Annotated in this window: 21 protein-coding genes; 9 read left to right on the forward strand and 12 right to left on the reverse strand. The window is 72.5% G+C overall.

Going from position 1 to position 19,335, the window contains the following annotated elements:
• Nucleotides 1–101: 101 nt before the first annotated feature.
• Nucleotides 102–893: a DNA-formamidopyrimidine glycosylase family protein gene (locus AB0M30_RS34515; protein ID WP_364592658.1), complete on the reverse strand. Its 792-nt coding sequence runs from the start codon at nucleotides 891–893 to the stop codon at nucleotides 102–104.
• A 15-nt stretch (nucleotides 894–908) separates the two neighbouring features.
• Entirely contained in the window at nucleotides 909–2,060 is a 1,152-nt protein-coding gene (locus AB0M30_RS34520; RefSeq protein ID WP_364592661.1) for an MFS transporter, read from the reverse strand.
• Between the two features lie 47 nt (nucleotides 2,061–2,107).
• Here AB0M30_RS34520 and AB0M30_RS34525 point away from each other — a divergent pair, with 47 nt between their 5' ends.
• Nucleotides 2,108–3,511 carry a PLP-dependent aminotransferase family protein gene (locus AB0M30_RS34525; protein WP_364592663.1) on the forward strand — a complete coding sequence of 468 codons (1,404 nt, stop codon included), beginning with the start codon at nucleotides 2,108–2,110 and terminating at the stop codon, nucleotides 3,509–3,511.
• A gap of 7 nt (nucleotides 3,512–3,518) precedes the next feature.
• Here the strand turns inward: AB0M30_RS34525 and AB0M30_RS34530 are convergent, their stop codons facing one another.
• Nucleotides 3,519–4,145, reverse strand: coding sequence for a glyoxalase (locus tag AB0M30_RS34530; RefSeq protein ID WP_364592666.1), 627 nt, complete (start codon nucleotides 4,143–4,145; stop codon nucleotides 3,519–3,521).
• A 249-nt stretch (nucleotides 4,146–4,394) separates the two neighbouring features.
• Between AB0M30_RS34530 and AB0M30_RS34535 the strand changes: the two genes are divergently transcribed.
• Both AB0M30_RS34535 and infA read left to right on the forward strand, forming a co-directional pair.
• Nucleotides 4,395–5,093 (forward strand): GNAT family N-acetyltransferase, encoded by a 699-nt coding sequence (locus tag AB0M30_RS34535; protein WP_364592669.1) that lies wholly within the window; start codon nucleotides 4,395–4,397, stop codon nucleotides 5,091–5,093.
• Nucleotides 5,093–5,314, forward strand: a complete 222-nt coding sequence (infA, locus tag AB0M30_RS34540; RefSeq protein WP_103337604.1) for a translation initiation factor IF-1 — start codon at nucleotides 5,093–5,095, stop codon at nucleotides 5,312–5,314. Before AB0M30_RS34535 ends, infA begins: the two co-directional genes overlap by 1 nt.
• 92 nt (nucleotides 5,315–5,406) lie before the next feature.
• Here infA and AB0M30_RS34545 read toward each other — a convergent pair whose 3' ends face one another.
• Both AB0M30_RS34545 and AB0M30_RS34550 read right to left on the reverse strand, forming a co-directional pair.
• Entirely contained in the window at nucleotides 5,407–5,868 is a 462-nt protein-coding gene (locus tag AB0M30_RS34545) for a phage tail protein (RefSeq protein WP_364592672.1), read from the reverse strand.
• 55 nt (nucleotides 5,869–5,923) lie between these two features.
• Entirely contained in the window at nucleotides 5,924–6,541 is a 618-nt protein-coding gene (locus tag AB0M30_RS34550; RefSeq protein ID WP_364592675.1) for a class I SAM-dependent methyltransferase, read from the reverse strand.
• A 242-nt stretch (nucleotides 6,542–6,783) separates the two neighbouring features.
• Between AB0M30_RS34550 and AB0M30_RS34555 the strand changes: the two genes are divergently transcribed.
• The 3 genes from AB0M30_RS34555 to AB0M30_RS34565 all read left to right on the forward strand — a co-directional run bounded on the left by AB0M30_RS34555 (nucleotide 6,784) and on the right by AB0M30_RS34565 (nucleotide 10,039).
• Complete coding sequence (locus AB0M30_RS34555; protein WP_364592678.1) at nucleotides 6,784–7,107, forward strand: YciI family protein; 324 nt, start codon at nucleotides 6,784–6,786, stop codon at nucleotides 7,105–7,107.
• Nucleotides 7,104–8,327 (forward strand): sigma-70 family RNA polymerase sigma factor, encoded by a 1,224-nt coding sequence (locus tag AB0M30_RS34560; RefSeq protein ID WP_364592681.1) that lies wholly within the window; start codon nucleotides 7,104–7,106, stop codon nucleotides 8,325–8,327. Before AB0M30_RS34555 ends, AB0M30_RS34560 begins: the two co-directional genes overlap by 4 nt.
• Before the next feature lie 83 nt (nucleotides 8,328–8,410).
• On the forward strand, nucleotides 8,411–10,039 hold the full coding sequence (locus tag AB0M30_RS34565) for a hypothetical protein (protein ID WP_364592684.1): 1,629 nt from the start codon (nucleotides 8,411–8,413) through the stop codon (nucleotides 10,037–10,039).
• Nucleotides 10,040–10,082: 43 nt separating this feature from the next.
• Here the strand turns inward: AB0M30_RS34565 and AB0M30_RS34570 are convergent, their stop codons facing one another.
• Both AB0M30_RS34570 and AB0M30_RS34575 read right to left on the reverse strand, forming a co-directional pair.
• Nucleotides 10,083–10,589 (reverse strand): hypothetical protein, encoded by a 507-nt coding sequence (locus AB0M30_RS34570; RefSeq protein ID WP_364592687.1) that lies wholly within the window; start codon nucleotides 10,587–10,589, stop codon nucleotides 10,083–10,085.
• Between the two features lie 22 nt (nucleotides 10,590–10,611).
• Entirely contained in the window at nucleotides 10,612–10,959 is a 348-nt protein-coding gene (locus AB0M30_RS34575) for a GntR family transcriptional regulator (protein ID WP_364592690.1), read from the reverse strand.
• A gap of 65 nt (nucleotides 10,960–11,024) precedes the next feature.
• On the opposite strand from AB0M30_RS34575, the gene AB0M30_RS34580 reads away from it, so the two are divergent.
• Nucleotides 11,025–11,534, forward strand: coding sequence for a hypothetical protein (locus tag AB0M30_RS34580; protein WP_364592693.1), 510 nt, complete (start codon nucleotides 11,025–11,027; stop codon nucleotides 11,532–11,534).
• Nucleotides 11,535–11,550: 16 nt separating this feature from the next.
• On the opposite strand, the gene AB0M30_RS34585 is transcribed toward AB0M30_RS34580, so the two are convergent.
• Both AB0M30_RS34585 and AB0M30_RS34590 read right to left on the reverse strand, forming a co-directional pair.
• Nucleotides 11,551–12,279 (reverse strand): phosphatase PAP2 family protein, encoded by a 729-nt coding sequence (locus AB0M30_RS34585; RefSeq protein ID WP_364592695.1) that lies wholly within the window; start codon nucleotides 12,277–12,279, stop codon nucleotides 11,551–11,553.
• A complete protein-coding gene (locus AB0M30_RS34590) occupies nucleotides 12,276–12,953 on the reverse strand; it encodes a dienelactone hydrolase family protein (RefSeq protein WP_364592698.1) in 678 nt (225 codons plus the stop codon). The genes AB0M30_RS34585 and AB0M30_RS34590 overlap by 4 nt, the downstream gene beginning before the upstream one ends.
• A 65-nt stretch (nucleotides 12,954–13,018) precedes the next feature.
• Here AB0M30_RS34590 and AB0M30_RS34595 point away from each other — a divergent pair, with 65 nt between their 5' ends.
• Nucleotides 13,019–14,371 (forward strand): TrpB-like pyridoxal phosphate-dependent enzyme, encoded by a 1,353-nt coding sequence (locus tag AB0M30_RS34595; protein ID WP_364592701.1) that lies wholly within the window; start codon nucleotides 13,019–13,021, stop codon nucleotides 14,369–14,371.
• 72 nt (nucleotides 14,372–14,443) lie between these two features.
• On the opposite strand, the gene AB0M30_RS34600 is transcribed toward AB0M30_RS34595, so the two are convergent.
• The gene (locus tag AB0M30_RS34600; RefSeq protein WP_364592704.1) at nucleotides 14,444–15,718 is read right to left on the reverse strand and encodes a diguanylate cyclase; all 1,275 of its coding nucleotides are present in this window, start codon (nucleotides 15,716–15,718) and stop codon (nucleotides 14,444–14,446) included.
• Nucleotides 15,719–15,926: 208 nt separating this feature from the next.
• On the opposite strand from AB0M30_RS34600, the gene AB0M30_RS34605 reads away from it, so the two are divergent.
• A complete protein-coding gene (locus AB0M30_RS34605) occupies nucleotides 15,927–16,178 on the forward strand; it encodes a hypothetical protein (protein WP_364592707.1) in 252 nt (83 codons plus the stop codon).
• 35 nt (nucleotides 16,179–16,213) lie between these two features.
• On the opposite strand, the gene AB0M30_RS34610 is transcribed toward AB0M30_RS34605, so the two are convergent.
• Nucleotides 16,214–17,413, reverse strand: coding sequence for an MFS transporter (locus AB0M30_RS34610; protein ID WP_364592710.1), 1,200 nt, complete (start codon nucleotides 17,411–17,413; stop codon nucleotides 16,214–16,216).
• A gap of 51 nt (nucleotides 17,414–17,464) precedes the next feature.
• Entirely contained in the window at nucleotides 17,465–19,249 is a 1,785-nt protein-coding gene (locus tag AB0M30_RS34615; protein ID WP_364592713.1) for a VanW family protein, read from the reverse strand.
• Between the last annotated feature and the right edge of the window lie 86 nt (nucleotides 19,250–19,335).

Genomic DNA, 19,335 nt, shown 5'->3' on the forward strand with positions numbered 1-19,335 from the left:
TGAACGCACCGAAGGCCGCCTTGGGTGCGTTGAACGCAACCAAGGCCACATTGGGGCGCTCGGGGACCGGGCCGCTGTCACTGAACTTCGGACGCGCGACACTAGGACTGCTCCTTCGAGCACCACCAGGTCGACCGGCCGCCGACCGTCCCGTGGCTCATCTCCGCGCCGCAGCGCGGGCAGTGGTCGCCCGGCCGCCGGTGGCCGATGATATCGCCGGTGTGGACGCCGCCGTGGCGGATGGCCGCGCGCAACGCCTTCCGCAGCGCCTTGTGCAAGTCACCGAGGTCGCCGGAGTTCAGCTCGTGCACCGGCCGGGCCGGGGACAATGCCGCCTGCCAGAGGGTTTCGTCGGCCAGCAGGTTCCCGATCCCGGCCACCACCGACTGGTCCAGCAGCCGCGCCTTCAGCGGCGCCCGCCCGCGGCCGACGCGCTCGGCGAAGTCGCGGCGCGAAATCTCCCCGGCGTCCGGGCCGAGCGCGTCGAGATCCGGGTCGAGCCGGACCCGGCTGAGCCGCCGCGTGTCGAACAGGCGCAGCTGTTCGCCGTCGGCGAAAGTGATCCCGAACCGGAACCACTCGGGTTTCTCCACCCGATCACGAGCCCGTCCGGGCGGTCCGCTCTCGCCGCCGAACCGCAGCTGCCCGGCCATCCCGAGGTGCAGGCCGAGGTTCGGGCCGGGCCGCCCGTCGCCGGCTTCCGTTTCGCACCACAGTGTCTTGCCCCGTCGATGCGCTCCCACCAGCCGCCCGCCCCGCAACGCCGTGGCGATGTCCCCCGGGGCGTGTGGGCGGCAGACCCAGTCGTCGTGGTCGTCGACCGCGCAGATCTTCCGGCCGAGCGCACCGGCGAGGACCTGCCGGGCGAGTTCCACTTCGGGGAGTTCGGGCACGCGCACCAGTTTGCGTCAGGGACGCCGGTCGCGCCGCGCCAGCAGCAACGCCGGCAGGATCGCCACGGCGGTGAGGGCGAACGTCGCCGGGTACCCGGCGGAGCCGATCAGCAGCCCGGCGCCCAGCGCGCCGGCCGCCATGCCGAGGTCGTAGGCCGCGTTCCAGATCGCGCTCACCGCGCTCTCGCCGCCGGCGGGCACCCGGGCGTACATCAGCGACAGCGTCGCGTTCTGCAGGGCGCCGAACCCGGCGCCGAACACGAACGCCCCGCCGATCACCGCGGCCGGGGTACCGACGAAGACGAGGCCCGCCATGCCCGCCGCGGCCAGCAGCAGCCCCGGCACCAGCAGCCACGCCGGCCCGTGGCGGTCGCCGATCCGCCCGGCGGCCCAGCGCGCCGCGGTGGCCGCCGCGGGCTGGGCGAGCAACGCGCTCGCGGCGATCCAGGCCGGCTGGTCCGCGGCGGCGAGGGGGAGGAACGTGACCAGGACGCCGGCCGCGGCGGCCGACACCGCGAAGAGCGTCGCGGGCCGGGTCAGCACCGGGTTGCGCAGGCCGGCCAGAACACCTTGGTCCGGTGCGGCGGCCGAAAGGGAGTGCCGCGGCAGGCCCGGCACCGACAGCAGGGCGAGCAGGGTCGCCACGGTCGTCACCACGAACACCGGCGCGTAGCCCCAGTGCGCCGCCGCCCACACGCCGGCCGGCAACGCGAGCAGGCTGGGGATCCCGCCGACGATCCCGACGAGCGCGAGGCCCTCGCCGCGCCGGTCCGCCGGGATCAGCAGGGCGGTGACGGCCCCGCCGGCCACCACGGCGATGGCGTACCCGATCCCGCGCACCACGCTGACCGCGATGATGACGCGGATGTCGTCGCTGAAGGTCAGGACGAGGGTCGGCACCCCGAGCAGGACCAGCCCGGTGGCCAGCGCCCACCGATAGCCGACGCGGGCGACGAGCCGCGGCGTCACCAGCTCGGCGGCCACGGTGGCCAGCAGCAACGCGACCGTCGCGAGCCCCGCGCCGGCTTCCGAGCCGGCCTGTTTCGCGAACAGCGGCACCACCGAAAGCGGCAGGAAGAAGCCGATCGACGAGCCGATGATCGAGACGAAGCGCACCAGCAGGGCGCGGGACACCAACCGGGGGCGGAGCTGCAGGTCGACGGTCATGCCGAGAACGCTAGAAGCGAACCGGGTCACCGGTAAGGTCCAGTTCCATGCCTGTGGAGTGGGCCGGTTCGGGTCCGGAGCTGCTGTTCACGATCGACCGCGAGAGCGGGGACGGGCTCCGCGCGCAGCTGGAGCGGCAACTGCGTGACGCGATCTGCGGCGGCCGCCTGGCGGGTGGGGAGCGGCTGCCGTCGTCCCGCGAACTCGCCCGCGCCCTCGGCCTGTCCCGCGGCCTGGTCCAGGACTGCTACGCCCAGCTGCAGGCCGAGGGCTACCTGACCAGCCGCCCCGGATCGGCCACCCGGGTGGCGGCGGTCGCCCGCCGGGCCGCGCCGCCCCCGCCGAGCCCGCGGACGCCGCCGCGGCCCGCGATCGCCGACTTCCGCCACGGCGTGCCGGATCTCCGCCTGGCGCCCCGAGAGGACTGGGCGTGGGCGGTTCGCGAGGTCTGCCGCACCGCGCCGAACACCGCGTTCGACTACGGCGACCCGATCGGCGAGCGGCAGCTGCGGGAGGTGCTCGCCGCGTACCTGCGCCGGGTGCGGGCGGTCGCGGCCCCGGCCGAGCAGGTCGTCGTCTGCACCGGGATGGCGCAGGCGCTCGGCCTGGTGCTGCGGGCGCTCGCCGCCGACGGCGTCACCCTGGCCTTCGAGGACCCCGGCGCCGTCCGGTCGACGACGAGCCAGGCGGCCGCCGCCGGGATGGCCGCGGTGCCCGTCCCGGTGGACGAAGACGGCCTGGACGTCGAGGCGCTCGACCGCAGCGGGGCGCGGGCCGTGCTGGTGACCCCGGCGCACCAGTGGCCGACCGGCGTGGTGCTCGCCGGGCACCGCCGTCAGGAACTGCTCGCGTGGGCGCGCCGGCGCGACGGCCTGGTCATCGAAGACGACTACGACGCGGAATTCCGCTACGACCGCGACCCGGTCGGCTCACTGCAGGGCCTCGACCCCGGCCACGTCGTTTCGCTCGGCACCGTCAGCAAGTCGCTCGCCCCGGCCCTGCGCCTGGGCTGGCTGGTCGCCCCCGAACGGCTGATTCCCGTGCTGGCCCACGACAAGGCCGTCACCGACCGCGGGAGTCCCGGTCTCGACCAGCTCGCCCTGGCGCTGTTGATCGAGTCCGGGCGCTACGACCGGCACCTGCGCCGCGCCCGCGCCGAGTACGCCGCCCGGCGCCGGACGCTCGTCGACGCGCTGGCCGTCCACGCGCCCGGCCTCCGCGTCACCGGGCTCGCCGCCGGGTTCCACGCCGTCCTGCACCTGCCGCCCGGGGCCGGCGAGGAGCAGGTGATCGACCAGGCCCGGCAGCGGGGTGTCGGGCTCTACGGCCTGGCCGGCCTGCACGCGACGCCGGGGCCGTGGCCGCCGCGGCTGATCCTGGGGTTCGGCGACACCCCGGACCACGCGATCGCGCCCGGCATCGCCGCCGTTGCCGACCTGTTGCGCGGTTGATCGGTGCTCAGGAAAGGCTCGCGGAAGCGGTGGTCTCCCAGGCGAACCCGTCCGGGTCCGTGAACGCCGCGGGCGCGCCGCCGACCGCGATCCGGTGCGAGCCGCTGCCCTCGGGGGCGACGCCGGCGTCCTTCGCGAGCGCCTTGCGGCGGTACAGCGCCAGCTTGACGGGGCTCTCGCCGGCGTCGAACTCGACGTACATCTTGCCGAAGCTCTTCCCGACGGTCAGGCCGTGGCCGAGGTAGAACTTCTTGCTGGCGGCTACGTCGGCGGCGCCCAGCAGGAGCACGACGGATTCGATCTTGCGGGTGGCCGGGCCGGTGTTCTTCTTGGCGGAGGTCGCGAGCTTCCAGATCGCCCCGTCCGGCGCCCGGACGGTGCCGCCGTAGCCCCACATGGACTTGCTGGCGGGCTTGATGGTCGTGGCCCCGGCCTTCAGGGCGGTCTCGATCAGGGAGTCGACGTCGGCGGGCTGCGGCACGGTGAGGGAGAGGGTGTACCCGCGGAAGCCGTCGCTCGGCGCGTCCGAGACCCGGAACCGCAGCTGGGTGGTGAGCCCGAAGGCGTCGGCGTAGAAGCGCTCGGCGGCGGCGGTGTCGGCGACTTCGAGGGTGATGGTTTCGATGTTGGTCATGCCGGTAACGCTAGGTCCGGACCGCTGACCGGCGCTTCTCGATTCCTGATCGGTCTGGGCGGGCCCGTGCGGAAAAGGAGTGGGCGGGACGCTCGCGGAGCTGATAACTTGCCGTTGACCGTGACCCGGCCCGAGGAGGTGAGACCCGTGAACGCTGTACGCAATGGGTGCTCCCCCTCGTCGTCACGGACGGGCGGCTGACGCAGGTGTCGCCGGGAGCGCTTCGACAGTCTCCCGAAAGGCGACACCATGGACTATCTGCACCAACGGCCGGACGTGGCCGGCCGCGGGGAAGCGTTCCGGCGACCGGACGGACGCCTCTTCCTCAGCATCGACACGTGGGACCAGGCTGACTTCGCGCTGCTCGCGGCCGACATGCTGCCGAAACTGCCGAGGCCGCTGTACACAGTGGTCGACGAAGCCGACACCGAGCTCCGGTCCTGCTGGGAATCGGCCGGTTTCACCCCGCGACGCCGTGAGTGGGAGTACGTCGTCCCCACGGCACCGGGCACGGTTCCCGCCATCCCGGGGGTGACGATCGGGCCGCCGTCCGACGAGCGGGCCCTGCGCTCGCTCGACGACGCGATCCGCGCCGAAGTCTCGGCGACGGTGGGCTGGCCGGAGATGCCGGCCGAGATCCTTCCCCGCCCGGACGTCCTGGACCTCACGAAGTACACGGTGGCCGCGGCCGAGGAGGGTTACGTTGGCCTGCTCAGGCTGGCGGCGGTGCCGCGGCAGCCGCGGATCGGCCTGCTCGCGGTCCGCGCGGACCGGCAGCGGACCGGGATCGGCCGCGCGCTGCTGACCCATGTGCTGAATGCGTTGCACCGCAACGGAGTTCAGGCGGCCACGGCCGAAGTGAACGAAGCGAACCCGGCGGCTCTCGCGTTGGCCGAGGGCGCCGGAGCCCGCCGGGTGGGCGGCAACGTCGAGCTGGTGCTGCGCTGATGGCGAACACGGCGGGCATCGAAGTCGAGGGCACGGTCGTCGAGTGCCTGCGGAACGCGACGTTCCGGGTGGAGCTGGAGAACGGGCACAAGGTCCTCGCGCACATCAGCGGGAAGATCCGGAAGAACTTCATCAAGATCCTGCCGTTCGACCGGGTCCTGGTGGAGCTGAGCCCGTACGACCTGAACCGGGGACGGATCCTGTTCCGCTACCGGACGTAGTACGGGGGTCGCCGTCGCCGGGTCCCCGGACCCGGCGACGGTTTTCCGGAGGAGGTGGGCGAACCGGACCAAGGCCCTCGCCGGGTGAGGAATCAGTATTCGTTCTTGATGACGAAGTAGGAGCCGCGGATGGTGCCGGCCAGCTTCGACTTCTGGCGGGCGAACTTGAACGAAGACAGTTCCTCGGGGATCTCCATCCCGTCGGAGAGCTTGAACCCGACGGCCCGCTTCCCGCCGTCGTCCACGGTGTACAGCACGTTGATCGACAGGCCGCTCTCGTAGAACACGTACGTCCACCGGATGTTCTCGACCTGGAACGCGGTCGCCTCGAGCGGGCGGGAGGCGATGACGATGCCGCGCTCTTCCTCGAGGATGCGGTGCACCCAGTCGACGGTGGGCCGGACGTCGCCGGCGGGCTCGACCGTGAAGACGTGGTCGTACTTGTTCTTGAAGTACCGCGCCTCGTTGGCCCGCAGCCCGGCGAGCGCGTCCGCGACCGGCGACGACTCCAGGCCGGCCGTCGATACGGTCTCGAAGTCCACGGTGTGGGGCATGGCGATCCTCCGCGTCGGTGTCCTGGCCGGACTTCAGCCTAGGCCGTCGTGGCGGTTACGGCCTCCGGACGCGCAGGACGCCGGTCAGCAGCGGGAGGACGAACTCGCCGCGCCGGTCCGCGAGGTGGGCGCGGATCCGGTCCAGCGTGGCCTCCCGCTCTCGCGCCGGCATGACCAGCACGCCGGCGCGCGTCGCGAGGGTCGCGACGAGGGAGCCGGCGGTGCGCCGCTGTCCGTGCGGGAACTCGGCCTGCTCCGGTGCGCCGAACCGGGCCACCAGGCCCGCCGTGGCGGCACGCCAGCTGCTGAACGTGTCACGGGGGCCGATCACCGCGGGGCCGCTGACCCGCTCCAGCCCGGCCACCCAGCCGACCCGGTCGTCCAGGACGTTCCACAAACCGGCCAAGACGCCGCCGGGGGCGAGCACCCTGGCCATCTCGGGCCCGGCGACGGCCATGTCGAACCAGTACAGTGCGTTCCCGGCCAGCACGGCATCGACGGAGGCGTCCGGCAGCGGGATCGCCTCGGCACCACCCGCCAGGGCGAGGACGTCCGGCCGGGCGCGCCGCAGCTCGGCCAGCATCGCCGGGTCCGGCTCGACCGCGATGATGTCGGCGCCGAGAGCGGCCAGGGTGCCGGTCAGCTTGCCGGTGCCGGCCCCGAGGCCCAGCACCCGTGGACCGGGTGCCGCCGCCAGAGCCCACCGCACCGCGGCCGGCGAGTAGTCCGGGCGGTGCTCGCGTAGCCGGCCGCCGCCGCGCCGAAGGACGAGCCGTGCCGCCGTCGCGTGTCGTGGTCCACGAGGCACCGTAACCTTCGGAAAAAATCCGGGCGAGGTTGTCGGATCGGGCCGGCGGCGTTCGTAGCAAGGGTGAAGTCACCCGCGAGGGGTGGCCACCGAGAGAGGATTTCCTGATGCAGTACCTGGTTTCCGTGATCGACGACAAGAGCAATCCCGGCAGCACGGACCGGCAGCCCGCCATCAGCGAGTTCAACGACCGGCTGATCGCCGAGGGCTACTGGGTCTTCGCGGGCGGGCTCGCGGACACCGACGCGGCCACGGTCGTCGACCACCGGGGCGAGCAGGCGGTGATCAGCGACGGGCCGTTCCTCGAGTCGAAGGAGTACCTCGCCGGGTTCTGGGTGTGGGAGGTCCCCGACCTCGACGTGGCGCTCAAGCTCGCCGCCGAGGCGTCGAAGGCCTGCGATCGGAAGATCGAGGTGCGACCGTTCCGGTGAGCGACGTCGAGCAGGCGGTGACCCGGGTGCACCGCGCGGAGTGGGCCCGGGTGGTGGCCGCGCTGACCAGGCGTTTCGGCGACCTCGACCTCGCCGAGGAGGCCGCCGCCGAAGCGTTCGCGACCGCCGTCGAGCGGTGGCCGGCCGACGGCGTGCCCCCGAACCCCGGTGCCTGGCTGACCACCACCGCCAACCGCAAGGCCATCGACCGGATCCGGCGCGAAAACAAGCGCGACGACAAGCACCAGGAGGCCCGGATGGTGTACGACGACGCCCCGCCCGAGCCGTCCGGCGCCATCGACGACGACCGGCTGCGGCTGATCTTCACCTGCTGCCACCCCGCGCTGGCGACCCAAGCCCGCGTGGCGCTGACGCTGCGCCTGGTCGGCGGCCTGACCGTGCCCGAGATCGCCCGCGCCTTCCTGGTGCGGGAGTCCACTTTGGAGCAGCGGATCACCCGCGCGAAGGCCAAGATCAAGGCCGCGCGCATCCCCTACCGCGTGCCGGCCGCCGAGGACCTCCCCGCACGCGTGTCCGGGGTGCTCACGGTCCTGTTCCTCGTCTTCAACGAGGGCTACCTGGCCACCGGTCCCGGCACCGACCCGATCCGGCACGAGCTGACCGCCGAGGCGATCCGGCTCACCCGCCTGATCCACGCCCTCCTCCCGGACGACGGCGAGGTGACCGGCCTGCTGGCGCTGATGCTGCTCACCGAAGCCCGCCGCCGAGCCCGGGTTTCGGCGGGCGAGCTGGTCTCGCTCGACGAGCAGGACCGCGGCACCTGGGACGCGGCGCTGATCGCCGAGGGACACGGGCTGGTGCGCGAGCGTCTCGCCGCCGGGGTGGCGCCGGGCCGTTACCAGATCCTGGCGGCGATCAACGCCGTGCACACGTCCGCCCGCGACATCCGCGACACGGACTGGTCGCAGGTCGTCGCCCTCTACGACCAGCTGGTCCGGGTGGACGCGTCCCCGGTCGTCGCGCTCAACCGGGCGATCGCGGTCGCCGAGCTCGACGGCCCGGAGGTGGCACTGGCCGCCGTCGACCGGCTCGAGGATCAGCTGGCCGGCTACCACGCCTACCACGTGACCCGCGCCGACCTGCTCCGGCGGCTGTCCCGCGGCGCGGAAGCCCGCGCGGCGTACGGCAAAGCCATCGAGCTGGCGGGCAACACCGCCGAGATCGCGTACCTGACGCGCCGGCGGGATCAGCTGGGGTAGCCGGAACCGGACGCACCGCACCCGACCCGATCCGGGGCCGAGCCGTGTCGCGGTCGTGATCACGGCACCGGAGGCTGTACCAGATGCGAACTGGGGTCTTTCCGCGCTGGGCGGCGCATCCGCTGACCGTCGGCGCCACGGCGGTCCTGCTGCTCAACGACCACCTGCTCAAACCGGCGTGGCCGGGCCTGGTCACCGGGAAGCTCAGTGACGTGGCCGGGCTGGTCGCGGCCCCGCCGGTGCTCGGGCTGCTGCTCGGCCTGTTCCTCGCCCGACGGCTCGCCGCCCCGGCCGCGGTGGCGGTGACCGGTGCCGCGTTCGCGGTGGTCAAGCTGACCGCGGCCGGTGCCGGCGTCGCTTCGGCGGCGTGGTCGGTCGTCAACGGTCCTTCGGTGGTCCTGGCCGATCCGACCGACCTGGTCGCGCTGCCCGCGCTGGGGCTCTCCTGGTGGGTCTGGCGCCGGGTCACGGCGGCCCCGCCCCTGCCGGCGGACCTGGTGTTCCGGGCGCGGGTGATCGTCGCGGTGCCGTTCACGGTACTGGCGATCACCGCGACGTCGGCGGCCCAAGACAACACTCCGGCGGTCGAATCCGTGCAGATCAAGGGCACGGATGTGGTGATCGAGGCGGCCAGGGAGAGCTACAGCTCGTCCTCGGGCGTCGACGGCTGGCGGTTCGTGTCGCAGGTGCCGCCGACGAACTGGTCGACGGCGGGGCCGGCGCCGGAGCGGCAGCTGCAGACCCAAGCCTGCGTGCCCGACGTGGCCGCACACTGCTACCGGGTGCGCGGCACCGCCGATCTCGACAACGAAGGGCTGCTGCCGAGCGGTGGCCGCCCGCCCGGCGTCGACGAGTCGGCCGATGCCGGCCGGACCTGGCACACCGCCTGGGAGACGCCCGCCGCCCGGTGGCAGTTCATCTCGCGCCAGCACCCGTTTCCGGCCGGGGTGGTCAACCTGGCCAAACTGTCCAGTGTGGAACTCGTCGTCCGCGCCGTCCCGGGCGGGCACGAGGTGTTCGTGGCCAACGGCGTGGAAGGGCTGGTGGTCCGCGGTGCCGACGGTGCGTGGCGCCGGATCCCGGTCGTGGTCCCCGAGACCGGGCTGGCCATCCGGCCGGCGCCGCTCACCGCGTTCGGCCGGTTCATCGGGGACGACGTCAACTACGCCGGCTTGCTCGCCGTGCTCGCGCTGCTGATCGGGACGACGCTGGCGGCCGCCCGGGTCCGCACCCGGCTCGGCCGCGGGCTCACCGCCGTGGTTCCCCTCGTCCTGCTCATCGTGCTGGGTGTCCCGGTCCTCGGCGCGGTGGCGTTCTTCACCGAGGGCTCCGGCATGTCGACCGGGCCCTGGCTGGTGGCCTCCCTCTGCCTGGTCGGCACCGGTGCCGCGCTCGCACTGGCTCAGCCGCGCCTGTACCGGCCGCGCATGATGGCGGTCGTCGCCGCCGCCGTCCTGACCGGACTGGCGTACGTCGCGCCCGCACTGGGCTGGACGCTGGGCCACCCGCAGGAGCACGCCCCGGCGGCCGGACTCGGCCTGATCCTCGCCGCGGCTTGCCTGCCGGTGGTCGCCGTGGCCGGCTGGTGGGCCGGCGCGCGCGACCCGGCCGCGCCGCCGGGACCACCCTGGCCGCCGGATCCGCCGTGGCCGCGCGAGCCGTCCGGGCCGCCATGGCCGGTGGATCCGCCTGTCCCGAGGCGGAAGTCCTAGCGCGGTCGTCCCGGCGGTCCGCACTCGACGCCGTGTCGCGGTGTCAGGCGGACTTCGCCTCGTGGACGGTCGCGGCCGCGGCGTGGGGGTCGGGGACCGTGATCGTCACGCTCCGGCCGGTGCGCAGGGTCAGGCGCAGGGCGGGCCCGGTCCGGAGCGTGAAGTAGGTGTGGCGCGGGGTCCACCAGAAGCCGAGGGACAGCCGCCACAGTGACGGCCGCAGGTCGATCACCTCGGCGCGCTCGATCTCGTCCAGCCGGTAGGTGCGGCGCGGCCGGCCGAACGCTCCACAGTGGACCGAAACGCCGTTGGGGCCCGCCGCTGTCCGGACCCGCAGCCCGGTCAGCACGATGACGAGCAAGACGGCCGCGGCGGCGAGGAGCGGGATCGCGGGGCCGGCCGGGGCGAGCCAGTTGCCGTGCGACAGGCCGCCCAGTGACAGCAGCGGCACCATCAGGGCGGCGCCGAACGCCACCAGCAGCGGCCAGTTCGTCACGCGGCCGGTGTAGATCGAATACCGGCCGGGGCCGGGTAGCGCGGATGCCGTCACGGGGCACCGTCCTCTCGACGTGTCAGGTCAGCCGCTCGATGAGACGAAGCAGGTCGTGGCGCCCCAGGCCGTGCCGCCGGGCCACGGCGACGAGCGTCTGCGCCGCCTCGGTGACCGGGGCCGGCTCGGTGACGGCGGACGCGACGCGTGCCCCGCGGCCCCGCCGGAACTCCAGCACGCCCTCGTCTCGCAGCCGCCGGTAGGCGGCCAGCACGGTGTTGCGGTCGACGGAAAGCGCCCCGGCCAGCTCGGCCGCCGGCGGCAGCTGCTCGCCGACGGCGAGTTCTCCCGAAGCCACGCCCCGCCGCACGCAAGCCACGATCTGGAGTGGCAACGCCTCCGGGGAGGTGTGATCGACTACCCATCTCATAGTGCTAGTATTATTAGCACCATCTGAGGCGGGTGGTCAATGGCGCAGGTTCGGGGGAGTGTGCGGTGATACCGGAAGGCCGGTCGGAGGAGTTCCTCGAGCACGCCCGCCGTGCCTACGGGGATCTCCGGAACCCGTACTACGGGTTCTTCGCCGACGCGCTGAACGACAACCCGTGGAAGCCGCTCCTGCGTGGATTCGAGGAGTTCCTCAAGGTCGAAGACTGGACTGATCGGACGGACGACGTCAGCTTCTCGTACGTCCTCGAGCCGCGCCGCCGGAGCCGCTCGGTATGGAGCCTGTGGCTGTCGGCGGTGGGGCCGTACTCGTTCCTCACCTACAGCGATGCCGGCAACGAATTGGCGCGCGCCGACGTGGTCACCGGTCTTGGTCAGGGGCGGCCCGCGGAAGAAGCCCGGATCATCGGGATGCTCCGGGCAGCCGGACTGACCTTGCTCAGCGCCGAAGAAATCGAGATGACGGTCGATTTCCACCCGCCGGACGGCCGGTTTCCGGTGTCCGCGTTCGTGCTGCTCTTCGGCGAGTCGGACGTGCCGTGGTGGCACGGATCGTGAAGCCGGCCAACGTCGGTTAGGCAGGCACGGTTCGCCAGGACTCGGCGAGCCGCCCGCACCAGGACGCCACGAGTACCGAGACGGTCAGCAGCGCGACGCTGCCCGCGATGTCCAGCACGTAGTGGTTCGCCGTGGCGAGCACGTCCGCCATCATCAGCAGCGGGAACGACCACGCCGCCGTCGCCAGGCGTGGGTGCGTGCCGCGCAGGGCGGTCCACACCGCATACGCGCACCACAGCGACCAGCCGACGTGCATGCTCGGCATCGCCGTGTAGTGGGTGGGTTTCGTCCAGCTCGCCACGCCCAGGAAGTCATACCTGGCCACGATGTCCACCGCGCCCGGCAGCGCGAACCGCGGTGGCGACATCGGCACCGCCCAGTACACCGGCAGGACCAGCGCCGTCATCGCGACCATCGTCCGGCGCACCTGGCGGTAGACCTCGGCGTGGCGGACGAACACCCACAGCAGCACGCCCGCGACCACCACGTAGTACAGCCGGTACAGGTACACGGCCAGGTGGCCGAGGACCGGCCGGCCGGCCAGCCAGTCGTTCGCACTCCGCTCGATGTCGAGGTGGGCCAGGTGTTCCAGGGACTGCAGCGCCAGCGCATGGGCGTCGGCGGCCGCGAAGTCCTTGCCCACAGCGGCGTCGAGCCGCGCGAAGAGCAGGAACCAGAGCAGGAGGAAGGCCAGTTCGACGAGCACGCCGGGGCGCCCGCCGACGCCCCGGAAGAGCGCCTTCACGCCGGCAGGGTCCGCCGCAGGAACTCCGTCGTCAGCTCCCACGCCCGCGCCGCCGCTTCGGGGTGGTGGAACATCGGGGCCACGTGGTTGTGGAACGCGTGGCCCGCCTCTTCCTGGACGTGGATCTCCGCCCCGGGATGCGTGGCCACCGCGGCCTCCACCACGGCCACGTCGGACCGCGGGATGTACGGATCCGCCCCGCCGAAGTGGAACTGGATCGGGCATCCGACGCGGGAAAGGGCGTCGATCTGCTGCGCCACCGTCGAACCGTAGAACGACACCGCCACGTCCGGGTCGCCCTCGGCCGCCGCCGCGAAGGCCAGCGAGCCGCCCAAGCAGAAACCCAGGACGCCCACGCCGCCCGTCACCGACGGCAGGGACCGGAGGTGGCCGACCGTGGCCAGGACGTCGGAAAGTCCCAACGCCGGGTCGAAGGAGGACATCACTGCCATCGAAGCCGCGACACCCGCTTCGTCGTGGGTCGACGACCAGCCCGGAGCGGTGCGCCAGAACAGCTCCGGGACCGCCACCACGTACCCCGCGGCGGCCAGGTCCGACGCCACCGAGCGCAGGTAGTCGTCCAACCCGAAGATTTCCTGGACCAGCACCAGGCCCGGGCCGCGGCCGGCGGGCGGGTGCCACGTCGGGATGTCGTTCAGGACTGAATTCCTCACCCGGTCACCGTACTGGCTCCGCGGCCGGGTGCGTCCTAAGTTGAGGTGCCGACCAAGGAGGCGTGATGGCTGAACAGACCAAATACGTCCTGGACGAAGCCGATCTCCCTGCCCAGTGGTACAACGTCATCCCCGATCTGCCCGAGCCGCCGCCACCGCCGCTGCACCCCGGCACGCGCGAGCCCGTCGGCCCGGACGACCTCGCGCCGCTGTTCCCGCAGGCGCTCATCGCCCAGGAAGTGACGACTGATCGCTATGTCGACATCCCGGAGGAAGTGCGGGAGGTCTACCGGCTCTGGCGCCCGTCGCCGCTGTTCCGGGCTCGGCGGCTCGAGAAGGCGCTGGGCACCCCCGCGCGGATCTACTACAAGTACGAAGGTGTCAGCCCGGTCGGCTCCCACAAGCCGAACACCGCTGTGCCGCAAGCGTTCTACAACGCAGCCGAAGGCGTCACGCGGCTGACCACCGAGACCGGCGCCGGCCAGTGGGGGAGTGCGCTCGCTTTCGCCTGCGCCCAGTACGGGCTGGAATGCGAGGTCTGGCAGGTGCGGGCGTCCTACGACCAGAAGCCCTACCGCAAGCTGATGATGGAGACGTTCGGCGCGACCGTCCACCCGAGCCCGTCGGAGCTGACCGAGTCCGGCCGGGCGATCCTCGAGCGGCACCCGGACTCGACGGGCAGTCTCGGCATCGCGATCAGCGAAGCCGTCGAGCAGGCGGCGCAGGACCCGGACGCGCGGTACGCGCTCGGCAGCGTGCTCAACCATGTGCTCCTGCACCAGACGGTCATCGGTGAGGAAGCGCTGAAGCAGTTCGAGCTGGCCGGCGACACCCCGGACCTCCTGGTCGGCTGCACCGGCGGCGGCTCCAACTTCGGCGGGCTCGCGTTCCCGTTCCTGCGCGAGAAGCTGGCCGGCCGGATGGACCCGGTGATCCGCGCGGTCGAGCCGGCGGCGTGCCCATCCCTGACGCGCGGCAAGTACGCCTACGACTTCGGCGACACGGCCGGGCTGACGCCGCTGCTGAAGATGCACACGCTCGGCCACGAGTTCATCCCGGACCCGATCCACGCGGGCGGCCTGCGCTACCACGGGATGTCGCCGCTCATTTCGCACATTTACGAGCTCGGCCTGATCGAGGCGATCGCCATCGGCCAGCAGGAGTGCTTCGCGGCGGGCGTGCGGTTCGCCCGGTCCGAGGGCATCATCCCGGCACCCGAGCCGACCCACGCGCTCGCGGCGTGCATCCAGGAAGCGTTGCGGTGCAAGGAGACCGGGGAGGAGAAGGTGATCCTCACGGCGCTGTGCGGCCACGCTCACCTGGATTTGCCGGCGTACGGTGCTTACCTCGCCGGGGACATGGTGGACAACGAGCTGTCCGACGCCACCCTCGAGAAGTCTCTCGCCACGTTGCCCTGACCCGAGCGCCCCAATGTGGCCTTCGGTGCGTTGGACGCGCCGAAGGCCACATTGGGTGCGGTGATTGGAGCGTTACAGGGCGTCCGGGATTTCCGGGCGGGTCAGTTCGGTGCGGGCGGTCGCCAGGACCACGCGGTCGCGGCCGCCCGCCTTCGCCTCGAACACCGCGTCGTCCGCTGCCTGCAGCAGGATCGTGTACTCCGTGGCCGTTTCCGGGTACACCGCCGCGCCGATCGAGGCCGTCAGGCCGCTGATCACCTCGGGCTTGCCCGGGCGGATCACCGGGACCGGCACCTCGAGCCGGGCGATCGCGATCCGGATGCGGTCCGCGACCGACGCCAGCTCCGCGCTGGTCGTGCCCGGGAGCAGCACCACGAACTCGTCGCCGCCGAAGCGGCCCACGTAGTCGCCGCCGCGGACGGCGGCCTGGATCGCCGCCGCGACCGCGCGCAGGACCTCGTCGCCCGCCAGGTGGCCGTTGCCGTCGTCGATGGCCTTGAAGTGGTCGATGTCGATCATCAGCACGCCGGCCGTCGAGGACAGCTCCGCCGCGCGGGCCAGCTCGTTGCGGGCCAGCTGGACCCAGAACTCCGGCGCGAGCAGCGCCGTCTTGGAGTCCGTGCGCGCGGCCGCCTGGAACTGCGGCAGCAGCAGACCGATGTGCAGCGCCACCGGCGTCACCATGAGCACCGGCAGCAGCCACGGCCGGACCGTCATCACCAGCGCGATGCCGCAGCCGACGCCGACCGCGGCCAGCACGATCAGCACGTCGGACGCGTTGCCGAACGCCTGCCGCGGCGGCTTTCCCGGGTTGCTCAGCAGGATCGCCGCGATCACGAGCACGTAGTTCAGGCCGAAGTAGACGATCCCCGACGTCAGCAGCGCGGTCATCCCGCCGAACCCGTCCAGGTAGGGAACGTACGGCGCCACGTGCCCGGTGCCCGCCCACAACACCGCGCCCGCGGCGGTGCACGCCAGGATCACCGTCGCCCCGGAAAACACTTTCCGGTGAATCACACCTCGCCGTTTGTAGACCCGGACCCAGGAATGGGCATAACTCACGACGATGACGAGCGTGGCCAGCGGCGGGGGCAGCAGGAGCAGCCCGGCGAAGATCCAGATCGACTGCAGGTGCATGTGCGGACGGCCGTCGGCGGCCAGCTCGCGGATGCGCTCGATGCGTTGCGCCGCTTCGAGGTGCACGACCTCACCGGCGAGGATCAGTCCACACCAGAGCAGCGCCGGGGTGGTGATCGGCACCAGCGCGGCCGTCGAGAGGACCGCGATCAGCGCCAGGGCGTCGACGATGAGGACATAGCCGAGCACCGGAGTGGCCAGCTTCCACATCGCCCACGTTCGGGTACCTGATCGTGGACGTTCTGAGCTGGGCTTTCGCCCTTGGGACCCGGACAATCCCACGAAACGCCCTTCTGCTCAGGACGGAACTCTTCGCGGAAATCGTCAATGTAACCGAATGAACGCGGTGTGTCACTAGGCCGGTCAGGCTACGGTCCGGTCACGCACCGTGCCAATCCCCGCACAACAGGAGAAAACCATGTCGCACTTCCTGCCCAGCAGCAACATCGTCCCGTCCCGCCGTCGCGCGCAGCGGCCGACCGACTGGACCCGGCAGCTCCCCACCGACTGGACCCGGGCGATCCCGACCGACTGGACCACGCGGCAGCTGCCGACCGACTGGACCGCCCGCGAGCTGCCGACCGACTGGACCCTGCCGGGCGTCGCCCCGGCGCAGTGCCCGACCGACTGGACCCCGCGCCAGATCCCCACCGACTGGACACGACGCTGACCAGTGCCCGGTGACCGGTACCCCGGCGGGGCCGGTCACCGGGGATCCGGCTGTGCCCGCCGCCACAGCCGGGCCGCGCCGAACGCCGCCAGCACGCCGATCGCCCCGGCTCCCGCGACGACGCCGTGCGGCGCCACGCGTTCGGCGGCCACGCCGGCCAGCACCACGCCGAGCCCTTGCGACACCCGCAACGCCGTCAATGCGAACCCGAACGACTGGGCGCGCTGAGCCTCCGGCGTCAGCTGCACGAACGTCGTGTTCGCGATCAAGTTGTACGAACTGGCCACCCCGCACAGCGTGAACAGCGCCAACGTGGCCACCAGGTCCGGGTGCAGCGCGCAGCCCAGCAACGCCGCGCAGGCCAGCACGGCGAGCGGCCCCAGCAACGGTCCCCGCCGCGCGGGCGGGATCCGCGACAACGCCGCCATGCCGAGCACGTTCCCCAGCGCGAACGCCCCGAGCAGCAGCCCGACGACGACCGCGCCGCCGCCGAGCTCGGCGGCGTACGGCGCGGCGATCGCCTCGCCCGCGATGTAGAGCCCCGACACGCACCCCAGCGCCACCAGGGCGAGCCGCCGCCGGTCGCCGGCCACCACCGTCCACCCGGCCCGCACGTGCTGCCACCACCGGACGCCGGAGGTTTCCCGCGGCGGCCAGGCCCGCACACCGGCGGCCAGGAACAGGGCGGACACCGCGAAGCTCGCCGCGTCCGCCAGCAGGGCGCCGCCGGTGCCGAGACCCGCCACGAGCAGCCCGCCGAGGGCGAACCCGGCGACCTGGCCCACCTGGACCAGCATCATCAGCAGGCCCATCCCGGGCACGAACGTCTCGCCCGGCAGCACCTGCGGCAGCAGCGCGGCCCGGGCCGAGTTCCAGACCGGGTTGAACAGCTGGACGCCGACCAGCAGCGCCGCCACCACCGGCAGCGGCAGGCCCGGCGCCGCCATCACGGCCACTGCGAGCGCCCGCAGGACGTCCGCCAGGACCATCACCGTCCGCGGCGGGTACCGGTCGGCCAGCCCGGACAGCAGCGGCCCGCCGACGAGGTCCGGCAGGAACGTCAGCGCGTAGGTGAGCGCGGCCCAGCCCGGCGAGTTCGTGCGGTCGTACACCAGGATCGACAGCGCGACCCGCGCCAGCTGGTCACCGGTGACCGAGACCAGCTGGGCCGAGAACAGCGCCCGGAACTCGGTCACGGCGAGGACGTCCCGGAAGCCTGCCGCGCGCCCTGTCATGGGCACCCAGGGTACCGCCGTGGACGCCCAGCGTGAACGGCCGTTAGGAGGTCACTGACCTTCTCCGCAGACGATTTTCGGCTGCGGGTTGTAGTGCACGGTCCGGGTCGACCGGCCGACTTCGCGGCCGGTGGCGGCGTCCTTGAGCACGCGGGTGTTGCTGGTGGTGAACCCCGGCGCGCCGTTCGAGGCGTGGCAGTTCTCCGCCGGCCCCGGCTTGGGCTGCGGGTCGCTCGGGTTGGTCCGCTCGCCTTCGATCGACTCGACGGTGTAGCGCTTGGTGCCCCACAGCTTCACGGTGATCGACGACGGCGTCCAGATGGTCTGGATCGCGATGCCGGTCGGCGAGTCGTTGGTGAACTTGAGGTCGATCACGCTGGACCCGTTGGGGTTCTGGAACACCGTCGCCTCGCGCGCGGCGGGGTAGCGGCTGATGTAGTAGCTGTGCTCCTTGTGCCCCGCGTCCTTGAGGCCCGCGAAGTAGGACGCGTTGTACAGCGTGGTCGCGAACTGCGAAATGCCGCCGCCGACCTCGCGCCCCGGAGCGCCGTCCTTGATCACGCCCGCCTCGACGTAGCCCTGGGCCGTGCCGCGCGGGCCGGTGAAACCGTTGAGGCTGAAGGTTTCCCCGGGCTTGACGATGGCGCCGTTGACCTTCTGGGCGACGGTCCGGATGTTCACCCCGGAGTCGGCCGCGAACTTCTCGGTCGTGAACTCGCCGACGACTTCCTTGATGCCCAGCTGGTTCGCCTGCTCGGTGGTCACCTTCGCCGGGCTGTCCTTGTAGACGGCCGGGAGCTCGCGGCCGTCGGTCTTCTTGAGCACGTCGGGCAGTGGCTTGAGGCTGGGGTCCCAGTCGACGGTCCGGCCGTCGGTGGAGGGGTCGACCGCGGGCTTGCCGCCCTCGAAGACGACGGTCGCGTCCTTACCCTCCTTCTCGGTGGACTTCAGCTGCGGCCCGGCGGCTTCGGCGATCTTCGCGTTGTCGATCTTCGGGGTCAGCCCGCCACCGTCGGCCGGTTCGAAGGTGATCGCCGCGGCGATCGCCTCCGGCTTCACGGTGGCGACCTTGCCCTCGCCCTTGATCAGCAGGGGGCCGGACACGGCGGGACGCGCGAACCCGTCGAGCGCCGCCTGGACGCCTTCGGCCGTGGTCCGGACCGGCGTGCCGGTCACCGGCAGCGCCAGGGTTTCCCCGCTCGCCCACTTCTCGACGACGGCGGCGGTCGCGGCCGGCACGTCGAGCTTCTGCCCGGTCTTCGGCGGCACGGCGACCGGCCGGGCGCCCTCGAACTTGACGGTGCCCTCGACCGGGTCGCGGTCGACCTGGCCGCGCAGCGTCTCCAGCGCGGCGGTGAGCTTCGCGTCGTCGGCGTGGCTGACGACGCCGACCTCGCGGCTGGAGAACAGCGACGACAGGCGCGTGAACGGGTTCAGCGGCTGCTCGCCGGCCTGGTCGAGGGTCTGCGGCCAGTCGAGCTTCAGCCCGGCGAGCGTCGGCGCCAGCGTGCCCTGGTACTCGCCCGCGGTGACGGCGAGCGGGCGCGTCAGCCGCGGCTCGATCTTGCCGCGCAGTTCCTGCTCGGCCGCCTCGCGGCCCATCCCGCCGACGTCGACACCGGCGACGGTCACCCCGCGCGGGACGCTGCCCTGGCTGATCAGGAGGTCGATCCCGTAGACCGCGACGAGCACGCCGAACACCCCGCCCGCGATCAGGCCGGCCGTGCGGAAGGAGCGCTTCGCGGCGGCGGGGCCGGGCTGCGGCTCGGGCCGGACGACCGGCAGGACGTCGGTCTGCTCACCGTGTGAGTCGGGCCAGTGCGGTTCGTACGGCAACTCTCCACCCCTTCAACGCGGCACCGGGTTGCGACGGTGACGGGAACAGCGTACGGGGCACCCGGACAAGCCGTACGACTCGCCCT

Origin of the sequence: Amycolatopsis sp. NPDC051716, assembly GCF_040681595.1 — a bacterium.
Lineage (GTDB): Bacteria > Actinomycetota > Actinomycetes > Mycobacteriales > Pseudonocardiaceae > Amycolatopsis.